This window comes from Staphylococcus sp. HMSC062H10, from assembly GCF_001836945.1.
Lineage (GTDB): Bacteria > Bacillota > Bacilli > Staphylococcales > Staphylococcaceae > Staphylococcus > Staphylococcus aureus.
In genome coordinates, this window is the sequence record NZ_KV830972.1 from 555,027 (window position 1) to 581,732 (window position 26,706).

30 protein-coding genes are annotated in these 26,706 nt (G+C 31.5%); 2 read left to right on the forward strand and 28 right to left on the reverse strand.

Annotation, left to right across the window (positions count from 1 at the left end; genetic code table 11):
- Positions 1 to 133 precede the first annotated feature (133 nt).
- Entirely contained in the window at positions 134 to 1,957 is a 1,824-nt protein-coding gene (gene lepA / locus HMPREF2658_RS05325; protein WP_000368338.1) for a translation elongation factor 4, read from the reverse strand.
- Between the two features lie 345 nt (positions 1,958 to 2,302).
- Here lepA and rpsT point away from each other — a divergent pair, with 345 nt between their 5' ends.
- Positions 2,303 to 2,554, forward strand: coding sequence for a 30S ribosomal protein S20 (gene rpsT / locus HMPREF2658_RS05330; RefSeq protein WP_001274017.1), 252 nt, complete (start codon positions 2,303 to 2,305; stop codon positions 2,552 to 2,554).
- Between the two features lie 44 nt (positions 2,555 to 2,598).
- Here the strand turns inward: rpsT and holA are convergent, their stop codons facing one another.
- The 13 genes from holA to mtnN form a co-directional block, all read right to left on the reverse strand.
- Positions 2,599 to 3,573, reverse strand: a complete 975-nt coding sequence (gene holA, locus HMPREF2658_RS05335) for a DNA polymerase III subunit delta (protein WP_001282573.1) — start codon at positions 3,571 to 3,573, stop codon at positions 2,599 to 2,601.
- A gap of 56 nt (positions 3,574 to 3,629) precedes the next feature.
- Entirely contained in the window at positions 3,630 to 5,831 is a 2,202-nt protein-coding gene (locus HMPREF2658_RS05340; RefSeq protein WP_054194573.1) for a DNA internalization-related competence protein ComEC/Rec2, read from the reverse strand.
- A gap of 4 nt (positions 5,832 to 5,835) precedes the next feature.
- A complete protein-coding gene (locus HMPREF2658_RS05345; protein WP_000439693.1) occupies positions 5,836 to 6,297 on the reverse strand; it encodes a ComE operon protein 2 in 462 nt (153 codons plus the stop codon).
- Between the two features lie 91 nt (positions 6,298 to 6,388).
- Positions 6,389 to 7,075 carry a ComEA family DNA-binding protein gene (locus HMPREF2658_RS05350; protein ID WP_072468915.1) on the reverse strand — a complete coding sequence of 229 codons (687 nt, stop codon included), beginning with the start codon at positions 7,073 to 7,075 and terminating at the stop codon, positions 6,389 to 6,391.
- Positions 7,076 to 7,114: 39 nt separating this feature from the next.
- A complete protein-coding gene (locus HMPREF2658_RS05355) occupies positions 7,115 to 7,831 on the reverse strand; it encodes a class I SAM-dependent DNA methyltransferase (RefSeq protein WP_000084840.1) in 717 nt (238 codons plus the stop codon).
- 2 nt (positions 7,832 to 7,833) lie between these two features.
- On the reverse strand, positions 7,834 to 8,187 hold the full coding sequence (rsfS, locus tag HMPREF2658_RS05360) for a ribosome silencing factor (protein ID WP_001088020.1): 354 nt from the start codon (positions 8,185 to 8,187) through the stop codon (positions 7,834 to 7,836).
- The gene (gene yqeK / locus HMPREF2658_RS05365; RefSeq protein WP_001017837.1) at positions 8,188 to 8,772 is read right to left on the reverse strand and encodes a bis(5'-nucleosyl)-tetraphosphatase (symmetrical) YqeK; all 585 of its coding nucleotides are present in this window, start codon (positions 8,770 to 8,772) and stop codon (positions 8,188 to 8,190) included. It abuts the gene before it with no gap.
- Entirely contained in the window at positions 8,762 to 9,331 is a 570-nt protein-coding gene (nadD, locus tag HMPREF2658_RS05370; protein ID WP_000725165.1) for a nicotinate (nicotinamide) nucleotide adenylyltransferase, read from the reverse strand. Before nadD ends, yqeK begins: the two co-directional genes overlap by 11 nt.
- A 2-nt stretch (positions 9,332 to 9,333) precedes the next feature.
- The gene (yhbY, locus tag HMPREF2658_RS05375) at positions 9,334 to 9,624 is read right to left on the reverse strand and encodes a ribosome assembly RNA-binding protein YhbY (protein WP_000955234.1); all 291 of its coding nucleotides are present in this window, start codon (positions 9,622 to 9,624) and stop codon (positions 9,334 to 9,336) included.
- A gap of 3 nt (positions 9,625 to 9,627) precedes the next feature.
- Positions 9,628 to 10,434 (reverse strand): shikimate dehydrogenase, encoded by an 807-nt coding sequence (gene aroE / locus HMPREF2658_RS05380; protein WP_000666766.1) that lies wholly within the window; start codon positions 10,432 to 10,434, stop codon positions 9,628 to 9,630.
- 13 nt (positions 10,435 to 10,447) lie between these two features.
- Entirely contained in the window at positions 10,448 to 11,548 is a 1,101-nt protein-coding gene (gene yqeH / locus HMPREF2658_RS05385) for a ribosome biogenesis GTPase YqeH (RefSeq protein WP_001280146.1), read from the reverse strand.
- Entirely contained in the window at positions 11,549 to 12,076 is a 528-nt protein-coding gene (locus HMPREF2658_RS05390; RefSeq protein ID WP_000524902.1) for a YqeG family HAD IIIA-type phosphatase, read from the reverse strand.
- Positions 12,077 to 12,095: 19 nt separating this feature from the next.
- Positions 12,096 to 12,782, reverse strand: coding sequence for a 5'-methylthioadenosine/S-adenosylhomocysteine nucleosidase (mtnN, locus tag HMPREF2658_RS05395; RefSeq protein WP_000579273.1), 687 nt, complete (start codon positions 12,780 to 12,782; stop codon positions 12,096 to 12,098).
- 313 nt (positions 12,783 to 13,095) lie between these two features.
- On the opposite strand from mtnN, the gene HMPREF2658_RS05405 reads away from it, so the two are divergent.
- Positions 13,096 to 13,365, forward strand: coding sequence for a hypothetical protein (locus HMPREF2658_RS05405; protein WP_000829752.1), 270 nt, complete (start codon positions 13,096 to 13,098; stop codon positions 13,363 to 13,365).
- A gap of 201 nt (positions 13,366 to 13,566) precedes the next feature.
- On the opposite strand, the gene sel26 is transcribed toward HMPREF2658_RS05405, so the two are convergent.
- The 14 genes from sel26 to HMPREF2658_RS05475 all read right to left on the reverse strand — a co-directional run bounded on the left by sel26 (position 13,567) and on the right by HMPREF2658_RS05475 (position 26,692).
- Entirely contained in the window at positions 13,567 to 14,319 is a 753-nt protein-coding gene (gene sel26, locus HMPREF2658_RS05410; protein WP_001622271.1) for a staphylococcal enterotoxin type 26, read from the reverse strand.
- 414 nt (positions 14,320 to 14,733) lie between these two features.
- Positions 14,734 to 15,954, reverse strand: a complete 1,221-nt coding sequence (locus HMPREF2658_RS05415) for a Fic family protein (protein WP_000542326.1) — start codon at positions 15,952 to 15,954, stop codon at positions 14,734 to 14,736.
- A gap of 290 nt (positions 15,955 to 16,244) precedes the next feature.
- On the reverse strand, positions 16,245 to 17,477 hold the full coding sequence (locus HMPREF2658_RS05420) for an NRAMP family divalent metal transporter (protein WP_000533228.1): 1,233 nt from the start codon (positions 17,475 to 17,477) through the stop codon (positions 16,245 to 16,247).
- A gap of 11 nt (positions 17,478 to 17,488) precedes the next feature.
- Positions 17,489 to 18,241, reverse strand: a complete 753-nt coding sequence (pxpA, locus tag HMPREF2658_RS05425) for a 5-oxoprolinase subunit PxpA (RefSeq protein ID WP_001261800.1) — start codon at positions 18,239 to 18,241, stop codon at positions 17,489 to 17,491.
- The gene (locus tag HMPREF2658_RS05430; protein ID WP_000942723.1) at positions 18,241 to 19,602 is read right to left on the reverse strand and encodes an acetyl-CoA carboxylase biotin carboxylase subunit; all 1,362 of its coding nucleotides are present in this window, start codon (positions 19,600 to 19,602) and stop codon (positions 18,241 to 18,243) included. Before HMPREF2658_RS05430 ends, pxpA begins: the two co-directional genes overlap by 1 nt.
- A 13-nt stretch (positions 19,603 to 19,615) precedes the next feature.
- The gene (locus HMPREF2658_RS05435; protein ID WP_001019335.1) at positions 19,616 to 20,065 is read right to left on the reverse strand and encodes an acetyl-CoA carboxylase biotin carboxyl carrier protein; all 450 of its coding nucleotides are present in this window, start codon (positions 20,063 to 20,065) and stop codon (positions 19,616 to 19,618) included.
- 1 nt (position 20,066) lies between these two features.
- Positions 20,067 to 21,077, reverse strand: a complete 1,011-nt coding sequence (locus HMPREF2658_RS05440; protein WP_000023331.1) for a 5-oxoprolinase subunit C family protein — start codon at positions 21,075 to 21,077, stop codon at positions 20,067 to 20,069.
- Positions 21,067 to 21,801, reverse strand: a complete 735-nt coding sequence (pxpB, locus tag HMPREF2658_RS05445; RefSeq protein ID WP_000383166.1) for a 5-oxoprolinase subunit PxpB — start codon at positions 21,799 to 21,801, stop codon at positions 21,067 to 21,069. The genes HMPREF2658_RS05440 and pxpB overlap by 11 nt, the downstream gene beginning before the upstream one ends.
- Before the next feature lie 326 nt (positions 21,802 to 22,127).
- Entirely contained in the window at positions 22,128 to 22,604 is a 477-nt protein-coding gene (greA, locus tag HMPREF2658_RS05450; protein ID WP_000431312.1) for a transcription elongation factor GreA, read from the reverse strand.
- A gap of 27 nt (positions 22,605 to 22,631) precedes the next feature.
- Entirely contained in the window at positions 22,632 to 23,255 is a 624-nt protein-coding gene (gene udk / locus HMPREF2658_RS05455) for a uridine kinase (protein WP_000648617.1), read from the reverse strand.
- A complete protein-coding gene (locus tag HMPREF2658_RS05460) occupies positions 23,255 to 24,523 on the reverse strand; it encodes a peptidase U32 family protein (RefSeq protein ID WP_000848304.1) in 1,269 nt (422 codons plus the stop codon). Before HMPREF2658_RS05460 ends, udk begins: the two co-directional genes overlap by 1 nt.
- 11 nt (positions 24,524 to 24,534) lie before the next feature.
- Positions 24,535 to 25,458 carry a peptidase U32 family protein gene (locus HMPREF2658_RS05465; protein ID WP_000137775.1) on the reverse strand — a complete coding sequence of 308 codons (924 nt, stop codon included), beginning with the start codon at positions 25,456 to 25,458 and terminating at the stop codon, positions 24,535 to 24,537.
- Between the two features lie 2 nt (positions 25,459 to 25,460).
- Positions 25,461 to 26,099 (reverse strand): O-methyltransferase, encoded by a 639-nt coding sequence (locus HMPREF2658_RS05470; protein WP_000342266.1) that lies wholly within the window; start codon positions 26,097 to 26,099, stop codon positions 25,461 to 25,463.
- 284 nt (positions 26,100 to 26,383) lie between these two features.
- Positions 26,384 to 26,692, reverse strand: a complete 309-nt coding sequence (locus HMPREF2658_RS05475) for a DUF1292 domain-containing protein (RefSeq protein WP_000134779.1) — start codon at positions 26,690 to 26,692, stop codon at positions 26,384 to 26,386.
- Positions 26,693 to 26,706 lie beyond the last annotated feature (14 nt).

The following is a 26,706-nucleotide window of genomic DNA, read 5'->3' on the forward strand; positions in this document are numbered from 1 at the left end:
ATAAGCTCATTTTAACTCTGTCGATGACTGCCAATATAACATTGTAAAGCCCAGGACGTTAATTTATCCTAGGCTCCCTCTTTTTAGTTATTAAACTTTATTCATTGTAAATTGTTAATAGATTTTTTAAAAATTATTCGTCATCCATTTTCAATACAGCTAAGAAAGCATCCTGTGGTATTTCAACATTACCAACTGCTTTCATCTTAGCTTTACCTGCTTTTTGTTTTTCAAGTAATTTACGTTTACGGCTTATGTCACCGCCATAACATTTAGCTAAAACATTTTTACCCATTGATTTAATATTTGTACGTGCTACAATTTTTTGTCCTATTGCAGCCTGTACAGGCACTTCAAATTGCTGTCTTGGAATTAACGTTTTAAGTTTTTCAACTAATGCTTTACCACGTTCATATGCAAAATCTCTATGAACTATGAAGCTTAGCGCATCCACTTTATCACCGTTTAATAAAATATCCATCTTCACTAAATTACTTTCTTTATTTTCGATGAACTCATAATCAAATGATGCATATCCTTTGGTATTAGATTTAAGTTGATCGAAGAAATCAAATACAACTTCAGCTAAAGGTAATTCATAAACAATATTTACACGAATATCATCTAAATAGTCCATATTTATAAATTGTCCACGTTTACGTTGACATAATTCCATTACTGCACCTACATAGTCATTTGGAACCATCATAGTTGCACGAACATATGGCTCAAATATTTTATCAATTTTATCACGATCTGGCATTTGTGCTGGGTTATCAACCGTCACTTCTGAACCGTCCCTTAAAATACATTGATAAATTACAGATGGTGCGGTTGCAATTAATTCAATGCCAAATTCTCTTTCAATTCTTTCTTGAATTATTTCCATGTGTAACATACCTAAGAAACCAGTTCTATAACCAAAACCTAATGCTTGTGATGATTCAGGCTCGAATTCTAACGATGCATCATTCAATTGTAATTTTTCTAATGCTTCTCTTAAATCATTATAATTTTTGTTATCTATCGGGAACAGTCCGCAATATACCATTGGATTCATTTTCTTATAACCTTGCAATGGTTCTGATGCAGGTCTACTAGCTAATGTGATTGTGTCACCAACCCTAGAATCATCAACATTTTTAATACTTGCAATAATATAACCAACATCACCAACTGTTAATTCATCAACTGGAAGCTGCTTAGGTGTATTAATTCCAACTTCTGTTACTTCGAACTCTTTACCAGTGGCCATCATTCGAATTTTATCTCCGGCTTTAACAACACCGTCTACAATTCTTATCGATGAAATTACCCCTCTATATGGATCATACTCAGAATCAAAAATTAACGCTTTTAGTGGTGCTTCTGGGTCACCATCTGGAGCTGGCACAACTTCAACTATTTTCTCAAGTATCTCTTCAATTCCAATGTTAGATTTAGCACTTGCTAAAACAACATCATCTTGGTCTAAACCTATCATATCTTCAATTTCTTGTTTCACGCGTTCAGGTTCTGCAGCAGGTAAATCAATTTTGTTAATAACAGGCAATAACTCTAACTCATTATCTAATGCCAAATAAACATTTGCTAATGTTTGTGCTTCGATACCTTGAGCCGCATCTACTACTAAAATCGCGCCCTCACAAGCTGCCAAAGAACGTGACACTTCATATGTAAAATCGACGTGTCCAGGCGTATCGATTAAATGGAATGTATAAGTATTTCCATCTTTAGCTTCGTACTTTAAACGTACTGCGTTTAATTTGATTGTAATACCACGTTCTCTTTCTAAATCCATTGAATCTAGTAACTGATCTTGCATATCTCTTGTTTCAACTGATTTGGTATTTTCTAAAATTCTATCAGCCAATGTAGATTTTCCGTGGTCAATATGTGCTATAATCGAGAAATTCCTTATATTCTCTCTTCTTTTTAAGCGTTGCTCATTATCCATTTTATCCTTCTCACTTTCATAAAATAAACCCGTATTATCTTTCGCATCTTTGATATAATAACGTTTTTAATAGGTAAATGCAAACGCCATAATCTTGGATGAACTTTGAAATTATAACAATCTTTATTTAAATACATACTTGCGATATGTTAATATGTTAATTACGTACTTATAATTATAAAACGTATTGATTGTGTTTCCAACACAATTTATTAAATCTGCAAAATTTTAAGCTAACCCCATCAAATAAATGATTGCACAACGGTTAGACTTTTGTTAAAATATTTCTTGTTGTAATCAAATAAAATTTTGATAAGATGAACTCACTTTTAGGAGGTGACAGAAATGGCAAATATCAAATCTGCAATTAAACGTGTAAAAACAACTGAAAAAGCTGAAGCACGCAACATTTCACAAAAGAGTGCAATGCGTACAGCAGTTAAAAACGCTAAAACAGCTGTTTCAAATAACGCTGATAATAAAAATGAATTAGTAAGCTTAGCAGTTAAGTTAGTAGACAAAGCTGCTCAAAGTAATTTAATACATTCAAACAAAGCTGACCGTATTAAATCACAATTAATGACTGCAAATAAATAATCTTTTTAAATAAAAGTTCAAGCGCATGCTTGAACTTTTATTTTTTATAAAGATAGAATGAATAATTCCAGTATTAACTGTTTATCCATATATGATGATTTAAGTTTATAATCAGTTTCCGCACAAGCATCTATAATATTCAATAATTCATCAAGTTGATAATGTCTTACTTGTCCTAACGCTAATTTTACTCTGTATGGATGTACGCCTATTGTTTTAGCAATTTGCTGTCCACTATATCCTTTTTGACTCAGAATCTTACATTGATAAAATAATCGGTAATTACTTGTAATTAGTGCAAGTAATTTAATAGGTTCTTCTTTCATAGTTATTAAATCTTTTACTAAATGAATTGCTTGTTCTTTATTTCTTTTCTGAATGTATTCAGTCAGTAAAAATACATTTTGTTCTAAACTTCTATTAATAATTTGGTTAACATCCTGCTTATTGATTGTTGGTCTATCGCCTAAAAATAAAATCAACTTTTCTATCTCTTGTGAGACAATATTAAAGTTAATACCTGTCAACTCAATAAATAAATCTAATGCATCTCTTTTGATATCTTTGAAATTCTCATTTAATTTACTTTGAATCCATTTTTTTATTTCTTCTTCAGACATTTGCTCTATTTTTTTAAGTCTTGCATGCTTTTTTAGAGTTTTAGTTAACTTTTTTCTTTCATCAAGTTTATTTTGATATATCTCAAAGACAATCAAATTTTCGCCATCATATTTTTCAATAAATTCTATTAATTGATCTACATTGTGAGCCATATCTTTTGGTGATTTTTCACCTGTAAATATATATGCATTTTTAACCAAAATTGCTTTTTTATCTGAAAAGAAAGGCAATGTTAATGTTTCTTCAACAATTGGTGCAATCTCTGTTTCGTATAAATTATATTTCACAAAGTTAAAGTCATCTCTATCACTTTTCAAAAATTGTGATATGATTTCTGCACTTTGTTTTTCAACCAATTCAGGCACATCTCCATAAATAGCTACAATATTGTCGCTCATTCAGTACACCCTTTCATTCGTTTAACACATCAATAGATTATATCATGTTTCTGTATCTATAAACCACTTGCATTTCTATAAGAGTTTGAATCAACTTTTAAATTATCATCTAAGTCAATTGTAACTTGACCGTTTTGTTGACTATTGTAAATGCGACTGCGAATCCTTTGCAATCGTTTAACAACTTCTATGTTAGGAAGATGATACATATTGTTCTTCCCAGAAGAAATCAAACTTATTTTAGGCTTAATCATCTCTATAAATTCTTTAGAACTACTTGTCTTGCTCCCATGATGTCCTACTTTTAAAATATCAATCTCCGGCAAGTTATATTTTTTTAGTAGTAAATATTCATTATTTTTACTAGCATCGCCCATTAATAAAACTTTTTTATTTTGATATGTAATCATAGTAATAATCGAATATTCATTTTTATCTCGGCTATTTGGAATAAAACTATCAAAAAATAGAAAACTACTATCTCCAAGTTTAAAACTACTAACTTGTCTTACATCCATAAGTTTAATGTTGTACTTATGGCTTAATTTCGATAATAACATCAATGTATTACTACTATATCCTTTATTGTATATCACTATATGTTTAATTTTAATATGACTAATAATATATTCCACTTCGCCAATATGGTCATTGTGTGGATGTGTTAAAATTAGGTACTCTAATTCATTTATCCCTCTTTCATTTAACGTTGGTAAAATATGATATTTAGAAATTGAATAACTAGGTTGTTTAGTATCATCAAACACTTTCCCACCTGTATCAATCAATACATTTTGGTTCTTACCACCTTCATATAAAATACTGTCTCCTTGTCCCACATTTAACATTGTAATTTTGTGATGTGAATTTGTTGGAAGCGTTATTAATAATGTCAGAATAATTATAGTCCAAAACGTAACCAATATATATTTACGTTTAGCCAATAACCAAAATATGTAATAAACAGAAATTATAAATATTATAAATATCCAATCATTAAACTTGGGAACAGAAAAATGTGATTGCTTGATTCTTGTGAATAAGTCTAGTAACCAGTCATGAAAATTAAAACTTAGGTCAACCAAGTAATTTAGCGGCGTTAATCCCACAATAAAATGACTTGTAATAAAGAATAAAATAGATAGCGGAAACAATATAATCGAATAGTACGGTACAAAAATCAAATTAGATAAAAATCCCACCCATTGAAGTTGATGAAAGTTTGGAATGGCAACGATAAATGAAGCTAATTGTGCAATAAACGTAATTATGAATAATGATTGTAACTTTGACAATTGCTGTAAAAAAGGGAAAAGCAGCATAATAAAAAATGAAATGATGAATGAAAATTGAAATCCAATATCATAAACAACTAGCGGATTTAAAATAAACATAATTATAAATGCAAATGCTAATAGTTGAATACCCTTTATTTTAATTTGCTTAGTAATAAGCAGTACAAGCGTTGTCATTATTATAGCTCTTACAGCACTAGGTGCATAATTTGTGTATTGAGCAAATAAAGCTAATACAATGATTGTAATTCCTTTAATGACAAATAAAGGTAAATTTAATCGTTTTAAAGGTTGGTAAATTAATAATACAATTGCAGCTATATGCGAGCCACTAACTGCCAGCAAATGATATATACCTATTTCTTTAACACGTTCCTTAAATTGCTCATTAATTTCTTTTACGTTACCAGTAATCAATGCCATAATACGATCCGGAAACTTAATACCCGAATCATAAATTCGATTCATTATAAACTGTTTATGTTTCTCAATTAAATTAGACCGGTTCGATTCTAGGCAGCTTTGTACAACTATACTTTGTAATTTAAGAGTTACAAACTTATTGTCATTAACTTTGAATTGTCCTTTAACAATACAATTACGACTTTCAATTTTCTTTAAATCAAAATTCTTTTTATTTGTTAAAAAGAAAGGATATATTTCATTTTTTAAACTTAATCTACCTTTATATGTGTCACTACCTTGACGTTGAATTTGGATTACTTGAGCACGCTCATTAAACTGAGAATTACGTTCAATATAATTGATATAATTAAATATTGCTTGTTGTGAATAATGTAAATACCATGAGGAGAAAATGATTAAAAAGAGAGAAATAGGGGCATAAACGATTTTATTTTTACGATAAGCAATATACAAAAGTAAAATAAAAAGAAATGTAGAGAGCACTTTGCTAGAATTCCAAAGTACTCCTACAATCATTGATAACGCGACATACAGCAAAACATTAACCTTTAGTCAGATATTTAGCAACATATTCTGGTGAAAATGGAATTTTTTTAAATTCAATACCAGATTGTTTGAGTAATTTAGTTGCATATTCATGGTTATGATAATCTTCTGCATAGTAGATACGCTTTATACCTGCTTGAATAATTGACTTTGTACAATTTAGGCATGGAAAATGAGTAACATAGATTGTTGCACCTTCAGTAGATACACCTTGTTTTGCACATTGTAATAAAGCATTCATTTCTGCATGTATCGTTCTGATACAATGTCCATCTTCAATTAAACATCCTTCATCTATACAATGCACCTCGCCAGCTACAGAGCCATTATAACCACCAGCAATAATACGATTATCCTTAACAATCGTTGCACCTACAGATAATCTTTGACAAGTTGAACGTAATGCTAGCAAATGACTTTGTGCCATAAAATATTCTTCCCATTTGATTCTTTCCAAGATGTTCACCTTCCATACTTAAAATTTAGTAACATTTTCTAATAATATAAGGTTAATCACAAAAAATAAAATTTGCAATTAAAATAATCCATTATGTCGTGAAATAAGATTTCAGTTTATCAAAAGTTTTACTTCCAAAACCTTTTACTTTTTTCAAATCGTCAATTTCTTGAAATGCACCTTGTTGGTTGCGATATTCAACAATTGCATTAGCTTTAGCTTGCCCTACTCCAGGAACAGACATCAATTCTGATACAGATGCCGTATTTAAATTTACTTTAGTATTATTTGTGTTCCCATTTTTTACGTGCACACTGTTTTCTCCAAATTGTGGTTCAACATTCTTTTGTCCTTTATGAGGAATGAAAATCATTTTTTGATCTGTTAATTTTTCAGACAAATTAATTTGACTTACATCTGCATCATCCAATAATTGTGCTTTATCAAGTAAATCAACTACTCTATCCTTAGATGTCATTTTATAAACATTAGGGTGTTTAACAGCACCTTTTATATCGACATATACAGGACCTTTATTTTTGGAATTATCTCCATCTTTGGCCTGGACATCTTCTAATTTGGACAAACTACTATTTTCACTAGTGCTTTGTTTCAGAGCAGTATCTTTATTTTCAAAATCTCTTGAAGTATAATCATCTTGTCTCCAGAATATAAAACCAATTAATACCATAATTAAAACAACAGCACTTATAATATATAACTTCCATTGAGTTAAAAAATCTTTATAGCGTAATAAAAATTGATACAATAAAACCACTCCTCAACTTTATACACGTCTGAGCGAGTGGTTTTACTTTTATTTTTTCGCAATGAAAAACAATCTTTCTGCATCTTCATTATGTTCATCTATATTAAAATCAGTAAATGTTTCAACATGTTTAAAACCAACTTGAGCTAACCAAGACAAATATGTCTTTTCATCAAATGTTCTCTGAAAATGAGACTCATCAAATCTTGAATATGTTTCATCTTCATGTCGAATGAAAAATGTCATATCATGATAAACACTTAAAGGTAGATCTCCTTGCACAGCATCCCATGCTAAAAAAATGTCCCCTTTATCATCAATATAACTTTGATTATTAAACAAAGTCATCATTTTATAAACAGTATGTACATCAAAAATAAATACACCTGAATCAGTCAGATGATGATAAACGTTGATGAATGTTTCAATAACTGCAGTTTCATCTTGCAAATAATTTAGAGAGTCACAAAAAATAGTGATGATATCAAATTGTTGTTGCAAATCAAAAGATGTCATATCTCCTTCAAGCCAATTTACATTTGCTGATTTTTGAGCTGCAACAGTCAACATATCAACACTTAAATCCATACCAGTAACATTACCTAAAGCTTCTAATTGAACTGTTAAACTACCAGTACCGCATCCAACATCTAAAATATTTGATTCATCTTTGCAGTGATTTTTTACAATTTCAAACCATTTTTCATATGGTTGATCTTGAGTCAATTGATCGTACACTAGGCTCATTTCTGCATATTGCGACATAATTAATACGCAACCTGACCATATGATTCTAATGGTGCATCTTGATATAACTTTTCAATATTATAATAATTTCTTTCGTCTTTATGGAAAACATGAACCACAACATCAGCTAAGTCAATTAATATCCAACGTGCTTCATTGTATCCTTCCATACGTTTTACTTCTATATTTTGTTCATTGGCTACTTCTTTCACCGCTCTAGCAATCGCTTGAACTTGTCGTTCATTATTTCCGTGCGTTACAACAAAATAATCTGTCATATCGCTGATACCTTTCATTTCTAAAGAAATCGTATCTTCGCCTTTTTTATTGTCAATTGCATCCACAGCAATTGCTAATAATTCTTGTGAATTCATTTAATCATCCTTTATTCTTTCGTCACTATAGTTATAATAATTTAAACAGTCAATTGTCTTATTATATACCGTAATATCTTTCTGTATTAAAAATAGTACTGTGCGTTTAGAAATTTCATAAATTGTCTTATCTAAACTATCTTGATTGTATGCCATATCTCGAATATCATCAACTCCTGGGATTGTTCTACCAGGTTCGATGTAATCTGCAATAAAAATCAGTTTTTCAGTTTTTGTCATTTGTTGACGTCCCGTAGTATGGTATTTGATAGCCATTAATACTTCCTCATCATTGATACCATATTCATGTTCCATGATTGCTGCACACACTGGGCCATGTAATATTTCACTACCATAACTCAGTAGATCATTACCTAATTCGTATTGTCGAACAATTTGATACATTTTACCTAAATCATCATATTTACAGAAATCATGTAATACACCTGCTAATTCTACTTTACTAGTGTCTCCATCATAAATTTCTGCTAATTTAATCGCTGTTTCTGCAACTCTTAAAGAATGATTATAACGTTTCTCTGGCAGTTTCTCTTTTGCAAGCCGTTTTGCTTTATCAATGTTCATATAATCCTTCCCCCTTAATATAGTTTTCAACGGATTTAGGAACAAGAACTTGGATAGACTTCCCTTCACTAACTCTTTGTCGAATCATTGTCGAACTTATATCTACCCTAGGTATCTGAATTGCAATCATACCATTTTCAACATTTTGACTATTTTTGTCTCGATTTACAACTACAAAAGTAACCATTTCTTTTAAGTATTCAATTTGATACCATTTCTCTAGTTGGTTATACTGATCCGTCCCAATAACAAAGTACAACTCACTGTCTTTGTGCTGCTCCTTGAAAGTCTTGATTGTGTCATAGGTATAGCTTTGACCACCACGTTTAATTTCATCGTCGCAAATATTTCCAAAACCAAGCTCGTCGATAATCATCTGTATCATTGTTAATCTGTGCTGAACGTCTATAAAATCATGGTGCTTTTTCAATGGAGACATAAAACTAGGTAAAAAATAAAATTCATCTGGCTGTAATTCATGAAATACTTCGCTAGCTACTATCATATGTGCAGTATGGATAGGGTTAAACTGACCGCCGTAAAGTACTATCTTTTTCATTATTATGGCAATTCAATTTCTTTATTATCTTTAGATTCTCTATAAATCACGATCATAGATCCAATCACTTGCACTAATTCACTACGCGTAGCTTCGCTTAATGTTTCAGCTAATTCTTTTTTATCATCAAAGTTATTTTGTAGTACATGTACTTTAATCAATTCTCTGTTTTCTAACGTATCATCTATTTGTTTAATCATGTTTTCGTTGATACCGCCTTTTCCAATTTGAAAAATCGGATCAATGTTGTGTGCTAAACTTCTTAAGTATCTTTTTTGTTTGCCAGTAAGCATATGTTATTCTCCTTTTAATTGTTGTAAAACTGCTGTTTTCATAGAATTAATATCAGCATCTTTATTAGTCCAAATTTTAAAGCTTTCCGCACCTTGGTAAACAAACATATCTAAGCCATTATAAATATGGTTTCCCTTGCGCTCTGCTTCCTCTAAAATAGGTGTTTTATACGGTATATAAACAATATCACTCATTAAAGTATTGGGAGAAAGATGCTTTAAATTAATAATACTTTCGTTATTTCCAGCCATACCCGCTGGTGTTGTATTAATAACGATATCGAATTCAGCTAAATACTTTTCAGCATCTGCCAATGAAATTTGGTTTATATTTAAATTCCAAGATTCAAAACGAGCCATCGTTCTATTCGCAACAGTTAATTTGGGCTTTACAAATTTTGCTAATTCATAAGCAATACCTTTACTTGCACCACCTGCTCCCAAAATTAAAATGTATGCATTTTCTAAATCTGGATAAACGCTGTGCAATCCTTTTACATAACCAATACCATCTGTATTATACCCTATCCACTTGCCATCTTTTATCAAAACAGTATTAACTGCACCTGCATTAATCGCTTGTTCATCAACATGATCTAAATACGGTATGATACGCTCTTTATGAGGAATTGTGATATTAAAGCCATCTAATTCTTTTTTTGAAATAATTTCTTTAATTAAATGAAAATCTTCAATTGGAATATTTAAATCTTCATAAGTATCATCTAATCCCAAAGAATTAAAATTTGCTCTATGCATAACGGGCGACAAGGAATGTGAAATAGGATTTCCGATAACTGCAAATTTCATTTTTTAAATCACCTTATAAAATAGAATTTCTTAATACAACATCAACATTTTTAGGAACACGAACGATTACTTTAGCTCCTGGTCCTATAGTTATAAAGCCTAGACCAGAGATCATAACATCACGTTTCTCTTTGCCTGTTTCAAGTCTAACAGCCTTTACCTCATTAAGATCAAAATTTTGTGGATTTCCAGGTGGCGTTAATAAATCGCCAAGTTGATTACGCCATAAATCATTGGCCTTCTCCGTTTTAGTACGATGTATATTCAAGTCATTAGAAAAGAAACAAACTAACGGACGTTTACCACCTGATACATAATCTATGCGCGCTAGACCGCCGAAGAATAATGTTTGCGCCTCGTTTAATTGATATACGCGTTGTTTTATTTCTTTCTTAGGCATAATAATTTTCAATTCTTTTTCACTAACTAAATGCGTCATTTGATGCTCTTGAATAATACCTGGTGTATCATACATAAATGATGTTTCATCTAATGGAATATCTATCATATCTAAAGTTGTTCCAGGGAATCTTGAAGTTGTTACTACATCTTTTTCACCAACACTAGCTTCAATCAGTTTATTAATCAATGTAGATTTCCCAACATTCGTTGTCCCTACAATATACACATCTTCATTTTCTCGAATATTCGCAATTGATGATAATAAGTCGTCTATGCCCCAGCCTTTTTCAGCTGAAATTAATACGACATCGTCAGCTTCCAAACCATATTTTCTTGCTGTTCGTTTTAACCATTCTTTAACTCGACGTTTATTAATTTGTTTCGGCAATAAATCCAATTTATTTGCTGCTAAAATGATTTTTTTGTTTCCGACAATACGTTTAACTGCATTAATAAATGATCCTTCAAAGTCAAATACATCCACAACATTGACGACAATACCCTTTTTATCCGCAAGTCCTGATAATAATTTTAAAAAGTCTTCACTTTCTAATCCTACATCTTGAACTTCGTTATAATTTTTCAAGCGGAAACAACGTCTGCAAATCACGTCATCACGAAACATATTATGCTCTGGTACAAAACCAGGTTTATTTTTATCTTCAGATTGAAGTGGCGCACCACAACCGATACATTTTAAAATGTCAGACAATCAATTTTCCTCCCATGTGATATAACCTTTTTTACTGAAATGACGTAATAATCGTCTTTCAATTAATCTATTAAACTTAGTAATAAAGCCATCCGTTCGTTTAACTGGAACGACCATAATTGTATATAAACCTCGACGATTACCACCAAATACATCAGTAAGCATTTGGTCACCTATAACAACAGTTTGATCAGGTCTGATATTCATCTTAGTTATTGCTTTATCAAACGCTTTTCCCATTGGCTTTCTCGCTTTAAAAATAAAATCGATGTCTAGATGCTGACTAAAACTAGCAACACGAGACTCATTATTATTAGACACGATTGTAATTGTGATTCCTTTTTCATTAGCTTCCTTAAACCATGCTTTAACACGTTCTGTAGGTTCCTTAACATCCCAACCTACTAGCGTATTATCTAAATCTGTAATAATACCTTTAACGCCTTTGTCCACTAACTTGTCTAAATCAATTTGAAATATTGATTGAACATATGAATTCGGCATAAAAAACTTGCGAACTAAACCCATTTAACTCACCTTTACCTTTTTATAATTGAGACACTAATGCTTCAACAGTTTGACTTGATGATACAGCTGCTTTTTCTAAAAATGCTTCGAAGCTCATTTCCGCTTCTCCATTTGCTAAGTCTGAAACTGCACGAACTACAACAAATGGTACATTAAATTGATAACACGTTTGTGCAATTGCAGTTGCTTCCATTTCAACCGCCATCGCATTTGGAAATGCTTTTTTAATTTTTTGGCGTTGTTCAACACTACCGATAAAGCTATCACCACTTACAATTAAGCCTACTTTAGCTGTTAATTGTTGTTGTTGTACAACTTGAGATACTTTTTCTATTAAAGGTTTACTTGATTGAAATGCTACCGGCATCTGTGGTACTTGTCCATATTCATAACCAAATGCTGTTGCATCCGCATCATGATATTTTACATCATCACTTATAAGAACGTCACCTACATTTAAACTTTCATCTAAAGCTCCAGCAGAACCTGTATTAATAATGATGTCCGGTTTAAACTTATTAATTAATAATGTCGTAGAAATTGCAGCATTAACTTTTCCAATGCCGCTTTGGGTAATCACTACTTCTCTATCTTTTAAAATGCCAGTATAAAATTTAACATGTGCAACTGAAATTTCGCTTAATTGTGTTAATTTATTTTTTAATATTGTTACTTCTTCTTCCATGGCACCAATTATACCAATCATCCTTTGATTCACCTCTTTTAAAAAATCCTAGCATTTGTTATTTTATCACATTTTAATCACTACAACGACAAGTATCATAATTTTCGTTACTGTATAAAACTTTTGCTTTATTTTTATAAAAAGCTTTCACAATAACGTGGTATCATAAATAATTATTTTTGAACTCATAACAGTGAAATCGATGCTTCTAATTTGTGTATTTTTCAAAAACTAATCATATCAATTACATCAACCAATGGTGTCAAGAAACTTTATTAAATAACGAGAAAATGCTATGTTTAAAATAATAATGATGAAATAAGAGGATTTTACAATGGCTGAAAATAATCAAAATAGTCTCGTAACAAAGATAGCTACATACGGCAGTTTTATTGCAATTGCGTCGTTTGTCATTTTATTTATAAGTATATTTTTAAAGTTTTCATTTAATATCGAGTTTACAGCAACAATTATGAACATATGTCGCTACACTCTAATTCTAGGATTTATACTTATGTCCTTACCTAATGTTGTTGATAAAAACATCAAGAAAATTATATTCGATGCATTTATTATCATCGTCTTTATCTTCTTTTTACTTTAGTAGTTTTATTTTGTAATTACACAGTTAATCATATTTGTTTCGTATCGAATTCCTGTGTGCATTAAAGATTATTCTAATAGAAAACAGCAGTAAGACTTTTCTGAGTAATAGCCTCCTTACTGCTGTTTTTATTTGTAACAATATAATGACAGGTACTTTATATTTCACTGACAAAGATCATTAATGATTAACTCACTTAAATTATGATTTGAATAAATAGATATCTAAATGCAATTTGTCACTATTGATAGTTTTATTATCAGCATACATTTTTAATACCTCATGACCATACTCACCATTTAAATTATAAAAATCATATTCTACATTTTTTTCATCATCATTATGATATTTAACATACCCTTTAACAATGTCGCCACCTTGTTCGTACAACTTATACTTCTCATTCAAATAATTTCTTAATTGAACATCTAATTCTTGAATGGTAACAATTTTCTTTTTCGTTTTTACTGCAGTTAGTTCTATTTCTGTTTGATGTCCGTCAATCCATAAATTACAAGGTATATTCTTATCATTATCGTACTTATTATTGTCACTTAAAGTAACCCCTCCATAACTACATTGCGTTTTATTGGTTTCTCCCCCATGACATCCGTATCCATAATTTCCAGCAAATATATCGATATCCTTATTTATAAATTTCTTTGAAAGTGCCTCATTTTCGAATTCAACTTTAAAATCTTTTTTCCAATCATCATTTACGAACATGTCATGAAATAACAAATCATGCTTCAACAGTCTATCGTTTGTTTTTTTATTTTCAAGATCAGTTGGATTAGCAAATGACACCTTAGCATTATATAGACGCTTTGAATCAAGTTTACTTTTATGATGTAAGTCTGAATATTCGATTGCACTTGCTGAATTTGTAAAAATTCCTTCTAACAATAATATTAAAATAAATCCTGTTAAATATTTAACTTCAAACTCCCCCAAAACAATTATTAATTTACATTTGAGAGCGAGACATAAATGATAAAGAACCACTTATGGTTTATTATGTAGTGGTTCTTGAGCCTACAATTTTGATTATGTATCACGCTCATAATACTTTTCAATTTGAAATACCCTGTTCGCAATTATTAGTTGAGTTATATCAACCAATACAGTGTAGCGTAAAAATTCCAAACCGTTTAACAGTATATCAGAAAAAAATGATAATTATTTCAATTATTTTTATTAAATTTCATAATGATTCATAAAATATTCGCATTAAAACATCACAATACTGATACACAACAAAAAGAGCAGTACATTTGTCATGCACCACTCTCAAAAAATATATTTTTTCAATGAAGCAATTACGCGATCTTACAAATACTATAAGTATAGCTGAATCACATATTACATTTATTTTATAATTGAATTTAGAAATTCATCACTTATCTCATAAATTGTTGGTCTACTTTTAATTTTAACTAAGTAGTTACCATATTTTTTAATTGTATTATTAATTTTTACTCTTCCTACTCCCAATATGTTTTCTAAATCAATTAATGTTAATCTATTTCTTTTATTGCCAAACAATTTATCCATTGAAAGGAGATACAAAAATTCATAATCTATCTTTTTATAATGACTAGTTAAATAAACCGTTAATTTTTCAGTCGCATCCATTTTTGGTATTAACTCATCAAGTATTCTTTCTTGTCCTGCTATCAATAAATCAAGCATTGTGTCAATAAATTCCGTCAAATCACCACAATTCAAATGATTTGAAGCAGTCATAAACGCCTTGTAATATTTCGATTTATTCCTATTTATAACATATGAAAATGTCAAAGCAGTATAATTATCATAATAATCACTCAAGAGCTTGGCAATTATAAATCTTCCAACTCTACCATTGCCATCATAAAAAGGATGTATATATTCAAACAGATAATGACTAGCCATGATTTTGAACGGCTGAGGCGCATCAAAATATTTTAAAAATGTTAGCATTTCACCTATATATTCAACAATTTTGGTTTCAGGTTGTAACCCAACATGTATATATTTATTCGTTGACCCATCATGCACACCGACAAAATTTTTACGAAATAGCTCTCCATCTAACTTATCTTGTTCGTTAATTTCATTTGAAACTAATTTATCATAAATCGCTCTAATGTCTCTTACATTATCAACTTTAATTTTTTTATTAAGTTCTATCTCTTTATATTGATCCACGAGGCCCCTGAACTTAAGAAAGTCTGATGATTGGTTATTTAACGCATGTGCAATCTCTTGTTTAGTACTAAATACATTTTCAATTTCATTAGTACTTTGTAATTCATCGATTAATAAATCATTAAAATATTGTTCTCTAGCTGCATATGGTAAAGAATTAAGTGCTCTATCAATTTTTCTACTATTAATTGATATTAATTCTTGTTTTTTTGATAGATTTTTAGTCACCATAAAGAATAGAGGATATTCCAAATCATTAACTTTTTTTCCATTTCCCATAGGTATGATATTAATATTAGTATTGAAAGAAGTTAAAGAATTAAATCTTTTAGTATACTCGTCTTTCATTTTACTTTCGTTATGCTCATGAAAAATAGTTTTTAAAGTTCTGTAACCCATTTGCAACCTCCTCTACTTATTTAAAATGTATTTTTAGTCCAATAAATCCATTTTCATTAGATTAGCTAAATATTATCACTTTTTTCTTTAAAAACTATATAAATATCTATTTATCCAAACAACAGAAACAGAAGTTTCATCATAACAAAAAAAGAGCTGTACATTTGTCATGCACCACTCTTCCTTAAAATATATCTAATTATGCTGTATAAATGAATCACCGGAAATCAAAACACATTTCGGCCTAATACTAACAACATTTACAGTGATGCTATTAGTCGAAATGTCTTTTAAAATAACTGAAGTACTTCTTTGAATGAGAATATACCTGTCAATATTGTAACAAGTACTGCAACGATACCAAAGATGAACATCCAATTTGGGTGTTTATAATCACCGACAATTGATTTCTTTTTACTTGCAATCAAAATTGCACCTAACGTAATAGGTAAAATCCATCCATTTATCGCGCCTGCTATAATTAAAAGGCTGATTGGTTTTCCAATAATTAAGAAAATCATTGTTGAAATAACGATAAACACAATCACAATTAAATTACTTCTTTCGTTAAGTGATTTATGAAGTGTTTTTAAAAATGTTGCGCTTGTGTATGCTGAGCCAATTACTGATGACATAGCTGCAGCAAATAACACAATACCAAAAATATTCTTTCCAATTGGTCCAATTGCGTGTTCAAAAACTGACGCTGGTGGATTTTCAGAACTTAGTGTCACACCTGTTACAACAACTCCTAATACCGCTAGGAATAGTAACGTTCTCATAATACCTGTAGTTAAAATACCAGCAATTGCTGATTGATTTACAAATGGTAAATATTGCTTACCTTTAATGCCAGAGTCTAATATACGATGTGCACCTGCAAAGGTAATATAACCACCTACAGTTCCACCAACTAACGTAATGATTGGCAAGACTAATTTCATTGGATGTTCTGGCGCAAATGTATGCACAAAAGCATCACCATAAGGTGGATTAGAAACAAACATCACATATGCCACAACTAAAATCATCACAATACCAAGAATCATTGAAACAACGTCCATAATTTTTTGGCCACTTTTACTTACAAAGATTAATATTGCAAAGATTGCAGTAATAGTTGCGCCCCATTTTACATCTAATCCAAAAATTGCATTTAAACCTAAACCGGCACCAGCAATATTACCAATATTAAAGGCAAGTCCGCCAAATGCGATTAATATTGAAATTACAGTACCTAGCCCAGGAACAACTTTATTTGATATTTCTTGACCTCTTAAGCCAGTGACAACCAATATGCGCCATATATTAATTTGTGCACCAATATCAATAATGATAGATAGTAAAATTGCGAATGCAAAACTCGCCAAAAATTGCGATGTAAATACTGCCGTTTGTGTTAAAAATGCTGGTCCTATTGCAGAGGTTGCCATTAGAAATACAGAACCTAACAATAATCTCTTATGGTTTTTAGTAAATTCGAAATCACTTTCACGATGTTTAAGCTTTAAATTTCTCCCCATTTTTTAGCCCCCTATAAGGATTGAATATCAATGCCTTCTTTCATTAAAATTTCTCTAATTTTCGAAACAAATAATAATGCATGTTCTCCATCACCATGCACACAAATTGTATCTGCTTGTAACGTTACTTCCTTATTGTTTTTTGAAATAACTTTATTTTCCTTCACCATCTTCAAAACCTGCTTAAGTGCTTCGTCAGTATCAGTAATCACAGCATCACTTTCTTTTCTACTAACGAGCTGCCCATCATCTTCGTATCGTCTATCAGCAAACACTTCAGAAGCTGTAATTAATCCGACATTCTTTGCTTCTGAAATTAGATATGAATTTGCTAATCCTACTAACACTAGTGATGGATCAAAGTCATAAACAGCTTGTGCTATAACGCTTGCTATTTCTCTGTCTTTTGCACCCATCTGATACAATGCACCATGCGGTTTAACATGATTAATTTTAACTTGATGAATGCGACAAAACCCTTGTAATGCACCTAATTGATAAATCATCAAATTATAAATTTCCTCGTTAGAGATATCTATATTTCGTCTGCCAAAGCCTTTCAAATCAGGTAAACCAGGATGTGCACCTACTGCAACATTATGTGCTTTGGCAAGTTTTACCGTTTCATTCATTACATTTTCATCACCAGCGTGAAAACCACAAGCAACATTCGCACTAGTAATTAACGGAATAATTTGATGATCACCACCAAAGGAATAATTTCCAAATGCTTCTCCTAAATCACAATTCAAATCAACTCGCATTATAATTCCACCCCTTTAACAATTTGATGTTTTTCTAAAAATTTAATATCAACATCTTTTGCATCTCCATCACGATATAGTGGATAATTTAAAACTGCATATAAAAAATCGGCAGTTGTAGAAAATCCATCTATCACCATTTCATCTAAGGTGGCTTTCAATTTATCAATTGCTGAAGCTCTATCATGAGATTTTACAATCACTTTAGCTACTAAAGAATCATAATATGGTGAAACTTGATAACCGTGATATAGTAAAGAATCGACTCGCACATTAAAGCCTTGTGGTAAATGTAACGCTGTCACTTTACCTGGTGTTGGTTGAAATTTCTTTTCAGGATTTTCGGCATTTATTCTCGCTTCTATCACATGACCATTAAATTGAATATCGCTTTGTGAAAATGGTAAATGATTATGTTCCAATAAATACAATTGTGCTGCAACCAAATCACGTTCTGCTCGCATCTCTGTAACAGTATGTTCAACTTGAATTCGAGCATTCATTTCAATAAAGTAATGTGCGTTATCAGTTACTAAAAATTCAATCGTACCTGCACTTCTATAATTTGCTGCACGTGCAACTTTAACAGCATCGTTACATATTTGTTGTCGTCTTTCTTCAGTTAATGCTGCACAAGGAGATTCTTCGATTAATTTTTGATTTTTACGTTGTACAGAACAATCACGTTCCCCTAAATGTACATAATTATCCTGCCCATCCCCCATAACTTGAACTTCAACATGTTTTGCAACAGGTATAAAAGCCTCAACATAAACACGATCATCATCAAAGTATTTTTTTCCTTCACTTTTAGCTTCTTTAAATGCCTTTTCTAAATCTTCAGCTTTCTTTACAATACGTATACCTTTACCACCACCGCCACTGGCAGCTTTGATAACAACTGGATAACCGATGTCTTTGGCAAGCTTCTCAATTTCAGACACATGATTCACAGCATCATTTGATCCTGGAATCACAGGAACACCTGCATGATGAACTGTTTGTCTTGCTGTTATTTTATCCCCCATCATTTCCATCGTTTTTTTAGTAGGCCCTATAAACGCTATGCCTTGTTCCTCAACGATTTGAGCAAATTTTGTTGATTCTGATAAAAAGCCATATCCTGGGTGAATTGCATTAGCACCAGTGATTTGTGCAGCAGATATGATGTGGTCAATATTTAAATAACTATCTAAAGCATTAGCTTCTCCAATACATATAGCTTGATCTGCTAAATGTACATGCAAGCTTTGCTCGTCCCCTTTTGCATAAACTGCTACAGTTTCAATCCCATATTCTCTGCAAGCTCTTATAATCCTTACAGCAATTTCACCTCTGTTCGCAATTAAACAACGAAGCATTTACTTACCCCCTTTACTTAATACGTACCAAAGCTTGGTCGTATTCAACATTTGTGCCATGATCAGCTACTATTTCAGTGATTTCTCCAGCAACATCTGTTGTTACCTCGTTTAATACTTTCATCGCTTCAACATATCCTATAATATCTCCTTTGTTAACTTTGTCCCCGACTTTCACAATTGGTTCAGTTAATTCTTTACTGTCTTGTAAAAAGAATGTACCTACCATTGGTGATTTAATGTCATGATAATCATTTGTCGAAACATCGGAGTTATCATGCGCTTTTGAAGCTGTCAAATCATTATTGTTCATACTTTGATTTGATTGATTACTGTGTGCAGCCAAATGATTCGAGTCAGTGAAGTCAATTTCTATTTCATCTTCAAAATTTTTATATTTAAATTTCTTAACATCATTTTCCTTCACTAATTTGATTATTTGTTCGATTTTTTCAATATTCATTTTACAAATCCCCTTTTAAAATTGTTGCTAATTTTTTCGAAGTATGTCGCATGCTAGTTGTATCAAAAATTGGAGCCTTTTGATGACTCTTAAGAATTTCATTAAACAGAAACATTTGTTCACGATTCTTATCTACAGCTTCTTGGATTGATATCCATTTAAATTGAATTGTATCTTGTGGTTTCATCTGTGCTAACTTTGGCAGATCAAATTTGCATACAGTTGCAATTTTGGTATAACCACCTATCGTTTGCTTATCATTAAGCAGAATAATAGGTTGACCATCATTTGGTACTTGAACACTGCCTAGAGCAACCGGTTCAGAAATGATATCTGCTTGATTAATTGGTGCAACGCTGTCACCTTCCAAACGATATCCCATACGGTCTGATTGTTCAGTAATTAAATATGGATGATTTACAATTTTCGCTCTAGCCTCTTCAGAAAATGCCTCGAATTGAGGTCCTTGAAGAATGTGTATAATATTATTTTCTGGCAATAAATCGTCCTGTAAATGAATAGTCTTTCCAATGTTTTCTTTAAAGTCATTATTTATTTTCACTGTTATTACATCATTAGCTAATAACTTTCTACCTTTGAATCCTCCTATACTGCTCCGGGTATGTGTTGCATAACTTTCAGCAATAGGAGGTACGTTGATAGTATGACCAAAAGTAAGATAACCGCGTGCACCTTTAGTTATAGCACCTATTTTTAAAATGTCACCTTTCTCAGCTAATATGACAGAATTCATTGATATAGTTTTATTATTTAGCGAGGCATTAACACTACCACCGGTTATAACAAATGTATTTTGCGTATTGAATTGAATGGTAGGACCAATCAAAGTATATTCAATCGCTGGACCATCATTGTTAATTAATGACTGCGCAACCTTAAAACTAAATTGATCCATGGCACCTGCGCCTGAAAATCCAATATGTTCATAACCTTTTCTTCCAAGATCTTGTACCGTTGAAAAGAGACCTGGTTGTAAAATCTTAATTGACATTTTCAATCACCACCCAGTCATCAACATTAAATTTGCCATCTGATATATCTCTTTCGATTTGTATAAATTGCTGTTCATCTATTGCATAAAATTGTATCCAATCTCCTGCTTCGTACATTGACATTGGTTCACGCTCGCTGCTAAATACTTTTAACGGTGTGCGTCCAATAATTTGCCATCCGCCTGGAGAATCTGATGGATATAGTCCTGTTTGATTATTCGCAATACCTACAGAACCTGCATGAATTTTTAACCTTGGCTGATTACGTCTAGGTGTATGTAGTTGTTCATCAAGTCCGCCTAAGTATGGAAATCCAGGCATAAATCCTAGCATATATATTAAATAAGGTTTACTTGTATGTTTTTCAATAACTTGCTCAACAGTTATTCGATTATGCTTTGCTACTTCTTCAATATCAGGTCCATATGTACCACCATATTGAACAGGTATTTTAATAATACGATTGGTTTGATTCACAGCATGAACATTTTTTTCATTAAATTTGTTAAGTTCTAAATTTTCAATTAATTTAGAAGGTGTTATAGCTTGTTCATCAAAATATATTAGAACTGCTCGATACGAAGGGACAATATCTTGAATTTCTAATATTTCTTTTTCTCGTATCCACCGTACCATTGCTGTGACATTTCGATATGTCTCTTCGGATATTTTATTTTCAAAATAAATCATAATTGTCTGCTCGTTAATAAATCTTACATCCACTCTAAATCCCCCTTTGTATTGCAATAAACCAGTATTGAATACCTTTTCATTGTATCATTGAGAAGCACAAGTTGTTTAATAAGTAATTCAAATCGTATACAATAACAAATGATAATCAATTTGTTTTCTTGGAAATATTTTGCTTTTTTTAAAATGGAGTAGTTAATATTGAAGCTCTTACACTAATTTAGGTTCTGCTATCAATCGGTCTGATGGAAAATTTTTACTTTTCATCTGTCCGATTTTTTGATTTTGAATATAAAAAAGCACGACCGAAGTATCATTAACACACTTCAATCGCACAATTAAAAAATCTATTTAATCATTTATTGGATATTAACAATTTTTACGTTCATTTCGCCACCATTTGGTAGTGGAACACGAACTTCATCATCTAAACCTTTACCAATTAACGCTTTAGCCATTGGTGATTCATTTGAAATCTTTCCATTAAATGCATCTGATTCAGCTGAACCAACGATTTGATAACTTTCCTCTTCATCACCTGGTAATTCTACAAACGTTACTGTTTTACCAATTTTAACAACGTTGTTATCTCCAGTATCTTCAATGATTAATGCGTTTCTTAACATATGCTCAATTCTTTGAATATCTTGTTCGATGAATCCTTGTTCATCTTTTGCCGCATCATACTCAGAGTTCTCTGATAAGTCACCAAATGAACGTGCAACTTTAATTTTCTCTACAACTTCAGGACGCTTAACTGTTTTTAATTCTTCAAGTTCACGCTCTAATTTTTCAAAACCTTCTTGAGTCATTGGATATTGCTTTTGATTTTCCATATTGTCATCTTCCTTTACTGAATTATACTATTGCTTGCTAACTAAAGACTGAATTTTTGTTGTCATAATATCTATTGCAACTTTATTGCTCCCACCTTCAGGAATAATTATATCAGCATATTTCTTAGTCGGTTCAATAAATTGGTCATGCATAGGTCTAACAACACTTAAATATTGATTGATAACAGAGTCCATTGAACGCCCACGCTCTTTAGTATCTCGTGTTAAACGGCGTAATATTCTCAAGTCTGCATCTGTATCAACATATATTTTAACATCCATCATATCACGTAATACCTTATTTTCTAAAGCGAAAATACCTTCTACGATAATAACATCTTTAGGTTTAAAATCAATGGTAATATCACTTCTTGTATGACTAGCATAATCATATGTCGGTACTTCTACTGCTTTACCATTTTTCAAGTCTTTAAGATTTTCAATTAATAAATCATTATCGAATGCAAATGGATGGTCATAATTGGTTTCTAGGCGCTCGTCGAAAGTCAAGTGCTTTTGATCTTTATAATAGTAATCTTGAGCAAGTAAAGCGACACTATGACCTTCTAAGTTTTTCATAATTTCGTTAGTTACAGTTGTTTTTCCTGAGCCAGATCCACCAGCTATGCCAATGATTGTAGTAGCTTTCATTAGCCAATTTCCTTTCTCATCATGTTGTTTGGATATATCGGGCGATCCACTTTAATTTGAACGATTTGTAATGGATGGCGCGCCGCGTCTAAGCTGTTACCTTCTTCATCATAAATTGCTTCTACTACTTGTGTAAATGTTTCAATTTCTGGACCAAAGAATTCTATTTCTTGACCCGGTTTAAAGTTATTTCGTTGTTGAATAGTCGCAATTTTTGTATCTTCATTATAATCTAATACCAAACCACAAAAATCAAATGGTGATTTTTTAGATTGTTGTTGACCAAACATCTGTTCTTCATAACCAGGTGTACCCTCAAAGAATGCTGGTGCAGTGTCCCTATTTGCACATTTATCTAACTCAATTAACCATTCCGGATTAATCTTAAAGTTGTCTGGATCTGCCGCATACGCATCAATGACTTTACGATATACTGAAACAACTGTTGCAATATAATGAATTGACTTCATACGTCCTTCAATTTTTAATGAGTCCACACCAATATCCATCATTTGAGGAATAGATTCGATTAATTTTAAATCTTTAGGACTCATCGCAAACGGTGTAACTTCACCTTGATTATAAAATACATCAAGTTCACCATTATCATCAACTTCTAATAATTCATAATCCCAACGACAACTTTGACAGCAACCACCTCTGTTGGAATCCCTTGCGGTCATATGATTACTTAATGTACATCTACCTGAATAGGCGATACACATAGCACCATGAATAAATGCTTCGATTTCAATATCTACTTTTTCCTTCATTTCACGCATTTCCATCGCGCCGGTCTCACGTGCTAATACAACACGATCCAATCCTTCTTCTTTCCAATATTCTACAGCTTTGTAATTAGAAAGTGATTGTTGAGTAGATAAATGAATTTCAAGTTTTGGCGCAACTTCTTTACATGTTTCAATAATTAAAGGATCTGCAACAATGATACCTGTCGCACCAGTCTTTTCCAAATTACGCAAATATGATTCTAGACCTTCAATATTCTCATCATGTGCAATAATATTTGTCGTAACATAAATTTTGGCACCGTAACGGTTCGCAAATTCAACACCTTCAGCTATTTCTTCCATCGTGAAATTATCAGCATTTGAACGTAATCCATATTCTTGACCACCTAAAAATACGGCATCAGCGCCATAATGTACTGCTATTTTTAACTTTTCTAAGTTTCCAGCAGGTGCTAATAATTCTGGTTTCTTCATAACTGTTTTAGGAGTTGATTTAATCTCTTCTATTGTCTTCATGATTAACCTCCTTAATATACTGTTTGTTTATATAAGAAACCTTCGTCAAATGGTCGATGATCAGGTTGAATTTCTTCAATTGGGTCCATCAACATAAATTTCTCATCTTCATAGATTTCAGGATCTTCATTGTACAAATCTATCGCTTGACGATACTGTTCCGTTACCACATTAATATATTCTTCCGTTTGTAGAATACCATCGATTTTAAATGAATCTATTCCCGCCTCAAAAAATGGTGCTAATTCTTCAATTAAACAAATGTCGTTTGGTGACATAATGTGCGTACCATTGTAATCTTCGTAAACTGGGTAATTATTTTGTCTTTCTTCATCATAAAGTAATAAAGATTGTTCATCATTGCGACGTTCAATTTTCATTTGGCGATCTTGGAACGTATAATAATTGCCTAGTAGCATACGCTTTGATTGGAACATACAAGTCATTCCTTGAACTTGCACCTCAATTTCCACATTTGAATTTTCTTTTATATTAATAATTTCATCCAAATTCAGCTCACGTGCTAAGACAGCTCTTGATGCGCCTCTTTTACCCCAGTAATTACATTGAAAATGATTAGTTACTAACGTCTCTGCATTCCAATGAAGTGGTATTGGATTCTCTTGCGCCTTCACATACATTACTACTGCTGGATCCCCGAAAATAATTCTGTCAACTCGTATTTCATGTAAAAAATTAATATAATCTTCTACAGCATCTAAATGATAATTATGAAATAATCCATTCACCGCCGCATATACTTTTTTATCGTTTTTGTGAGCTAATGCGACAGCCTCTGTCATTTGTTGTCTATTGAATTCCCCTGGAAGTCTTAAACCAAACTTTTGCTCGCCAATTACAAAAGCATCTGCACCTAAATCAATAAGTGTTTCCATATGGCTTAATGACTTGGGTGTGACAAGTAATTCTGTCATAGTCATTCTCCTTTAATTGAAATCGCTAATCCATCGTCTATATTTAAAAAATTCGTTGTATATCCTGGTTGCTTTATTAACCACTCATTATAATCTTGAACCTTTTTAACCATTTGTCTTACATTTCTCGATCTAACAATCCCAATATCCGATACAAAACCGTGATATAAAACATTATCAGTAATTACGAGACCTTGGTGCTTTAAAAGTGGTGTATATATTTCAAAAAATTTCTTTGATTGCGCTTTTGCTGCATCAATAAATATCATATCATAAACTTTGTCATTTACATTTTCAAATTGCTCTAAAGCATTACCTTCAATAATTCGAACCTGGTTTTCAAAATGATAAGTAGCTAAATTTTGTTTAGCATATTGAATCATCGTTTCATTACGCTCTATCGTTGTGACATGAATGTCATCAGATATAGAAGCGAATTGCATAGAACTATAGCCGATTGCTGTCCCAATTTCTAAAATATTTTTAACATTATTCATACGAATTAATTGCTTAATTAAATCTAAAGTCAAACGATCTACGATTGGTACTTCATTTACTTCGGCAAATTCACGCAAAACTTCGATTGAACTATTTTGATGTTGATGTAAATCTATTAAATATTTTTTATTTAGGTCATCCATGTTTTAAACTTCCTTTATGTAAAATAAGTCAATATGATTATGACAATAAAATAAATCAGCCTTCACAATTGATTATAATTTTGCCAACCAATTAAATGACTGATTTCGTGTTAGACGCAAAGCTATTTTATTTATAGAAGCGAATCATTCATATAAAATTTAACTTTAGATATTTTACCATATTTTCAATAAAATTATAAGCGTTAATTATTTATACATTGCTTGACCTAAAAAAATACTCTTGCCTCCCCATCTTAAGGTTAGCAAGAGTATAATCTTTTTAATTATTCTTCCATTTCAGTATTTACAACTTCTTCAATCATGTCCCATTCTTCATCAGTTTCGATTGGTACTAACTTACCACCGTCACCTGACTCATCTGGTTCATTGATCATTGGTACAAGCTCAATCATATCATCTTCATCTGATTGAGCACCTTCTTCAGCTAAGATAACATACTCTTTTTTGAATTCAGGATGATAAAATTCTAAAACTTTTCGGTATAAAACTTCATTTCCCTCTTCATCGAATAAAGTTAATAATTCTTCTTCGTTATTAATTTCTAGTTGTGAATCATGATTATGTTCAGTCATAGTAAAATCTCCTT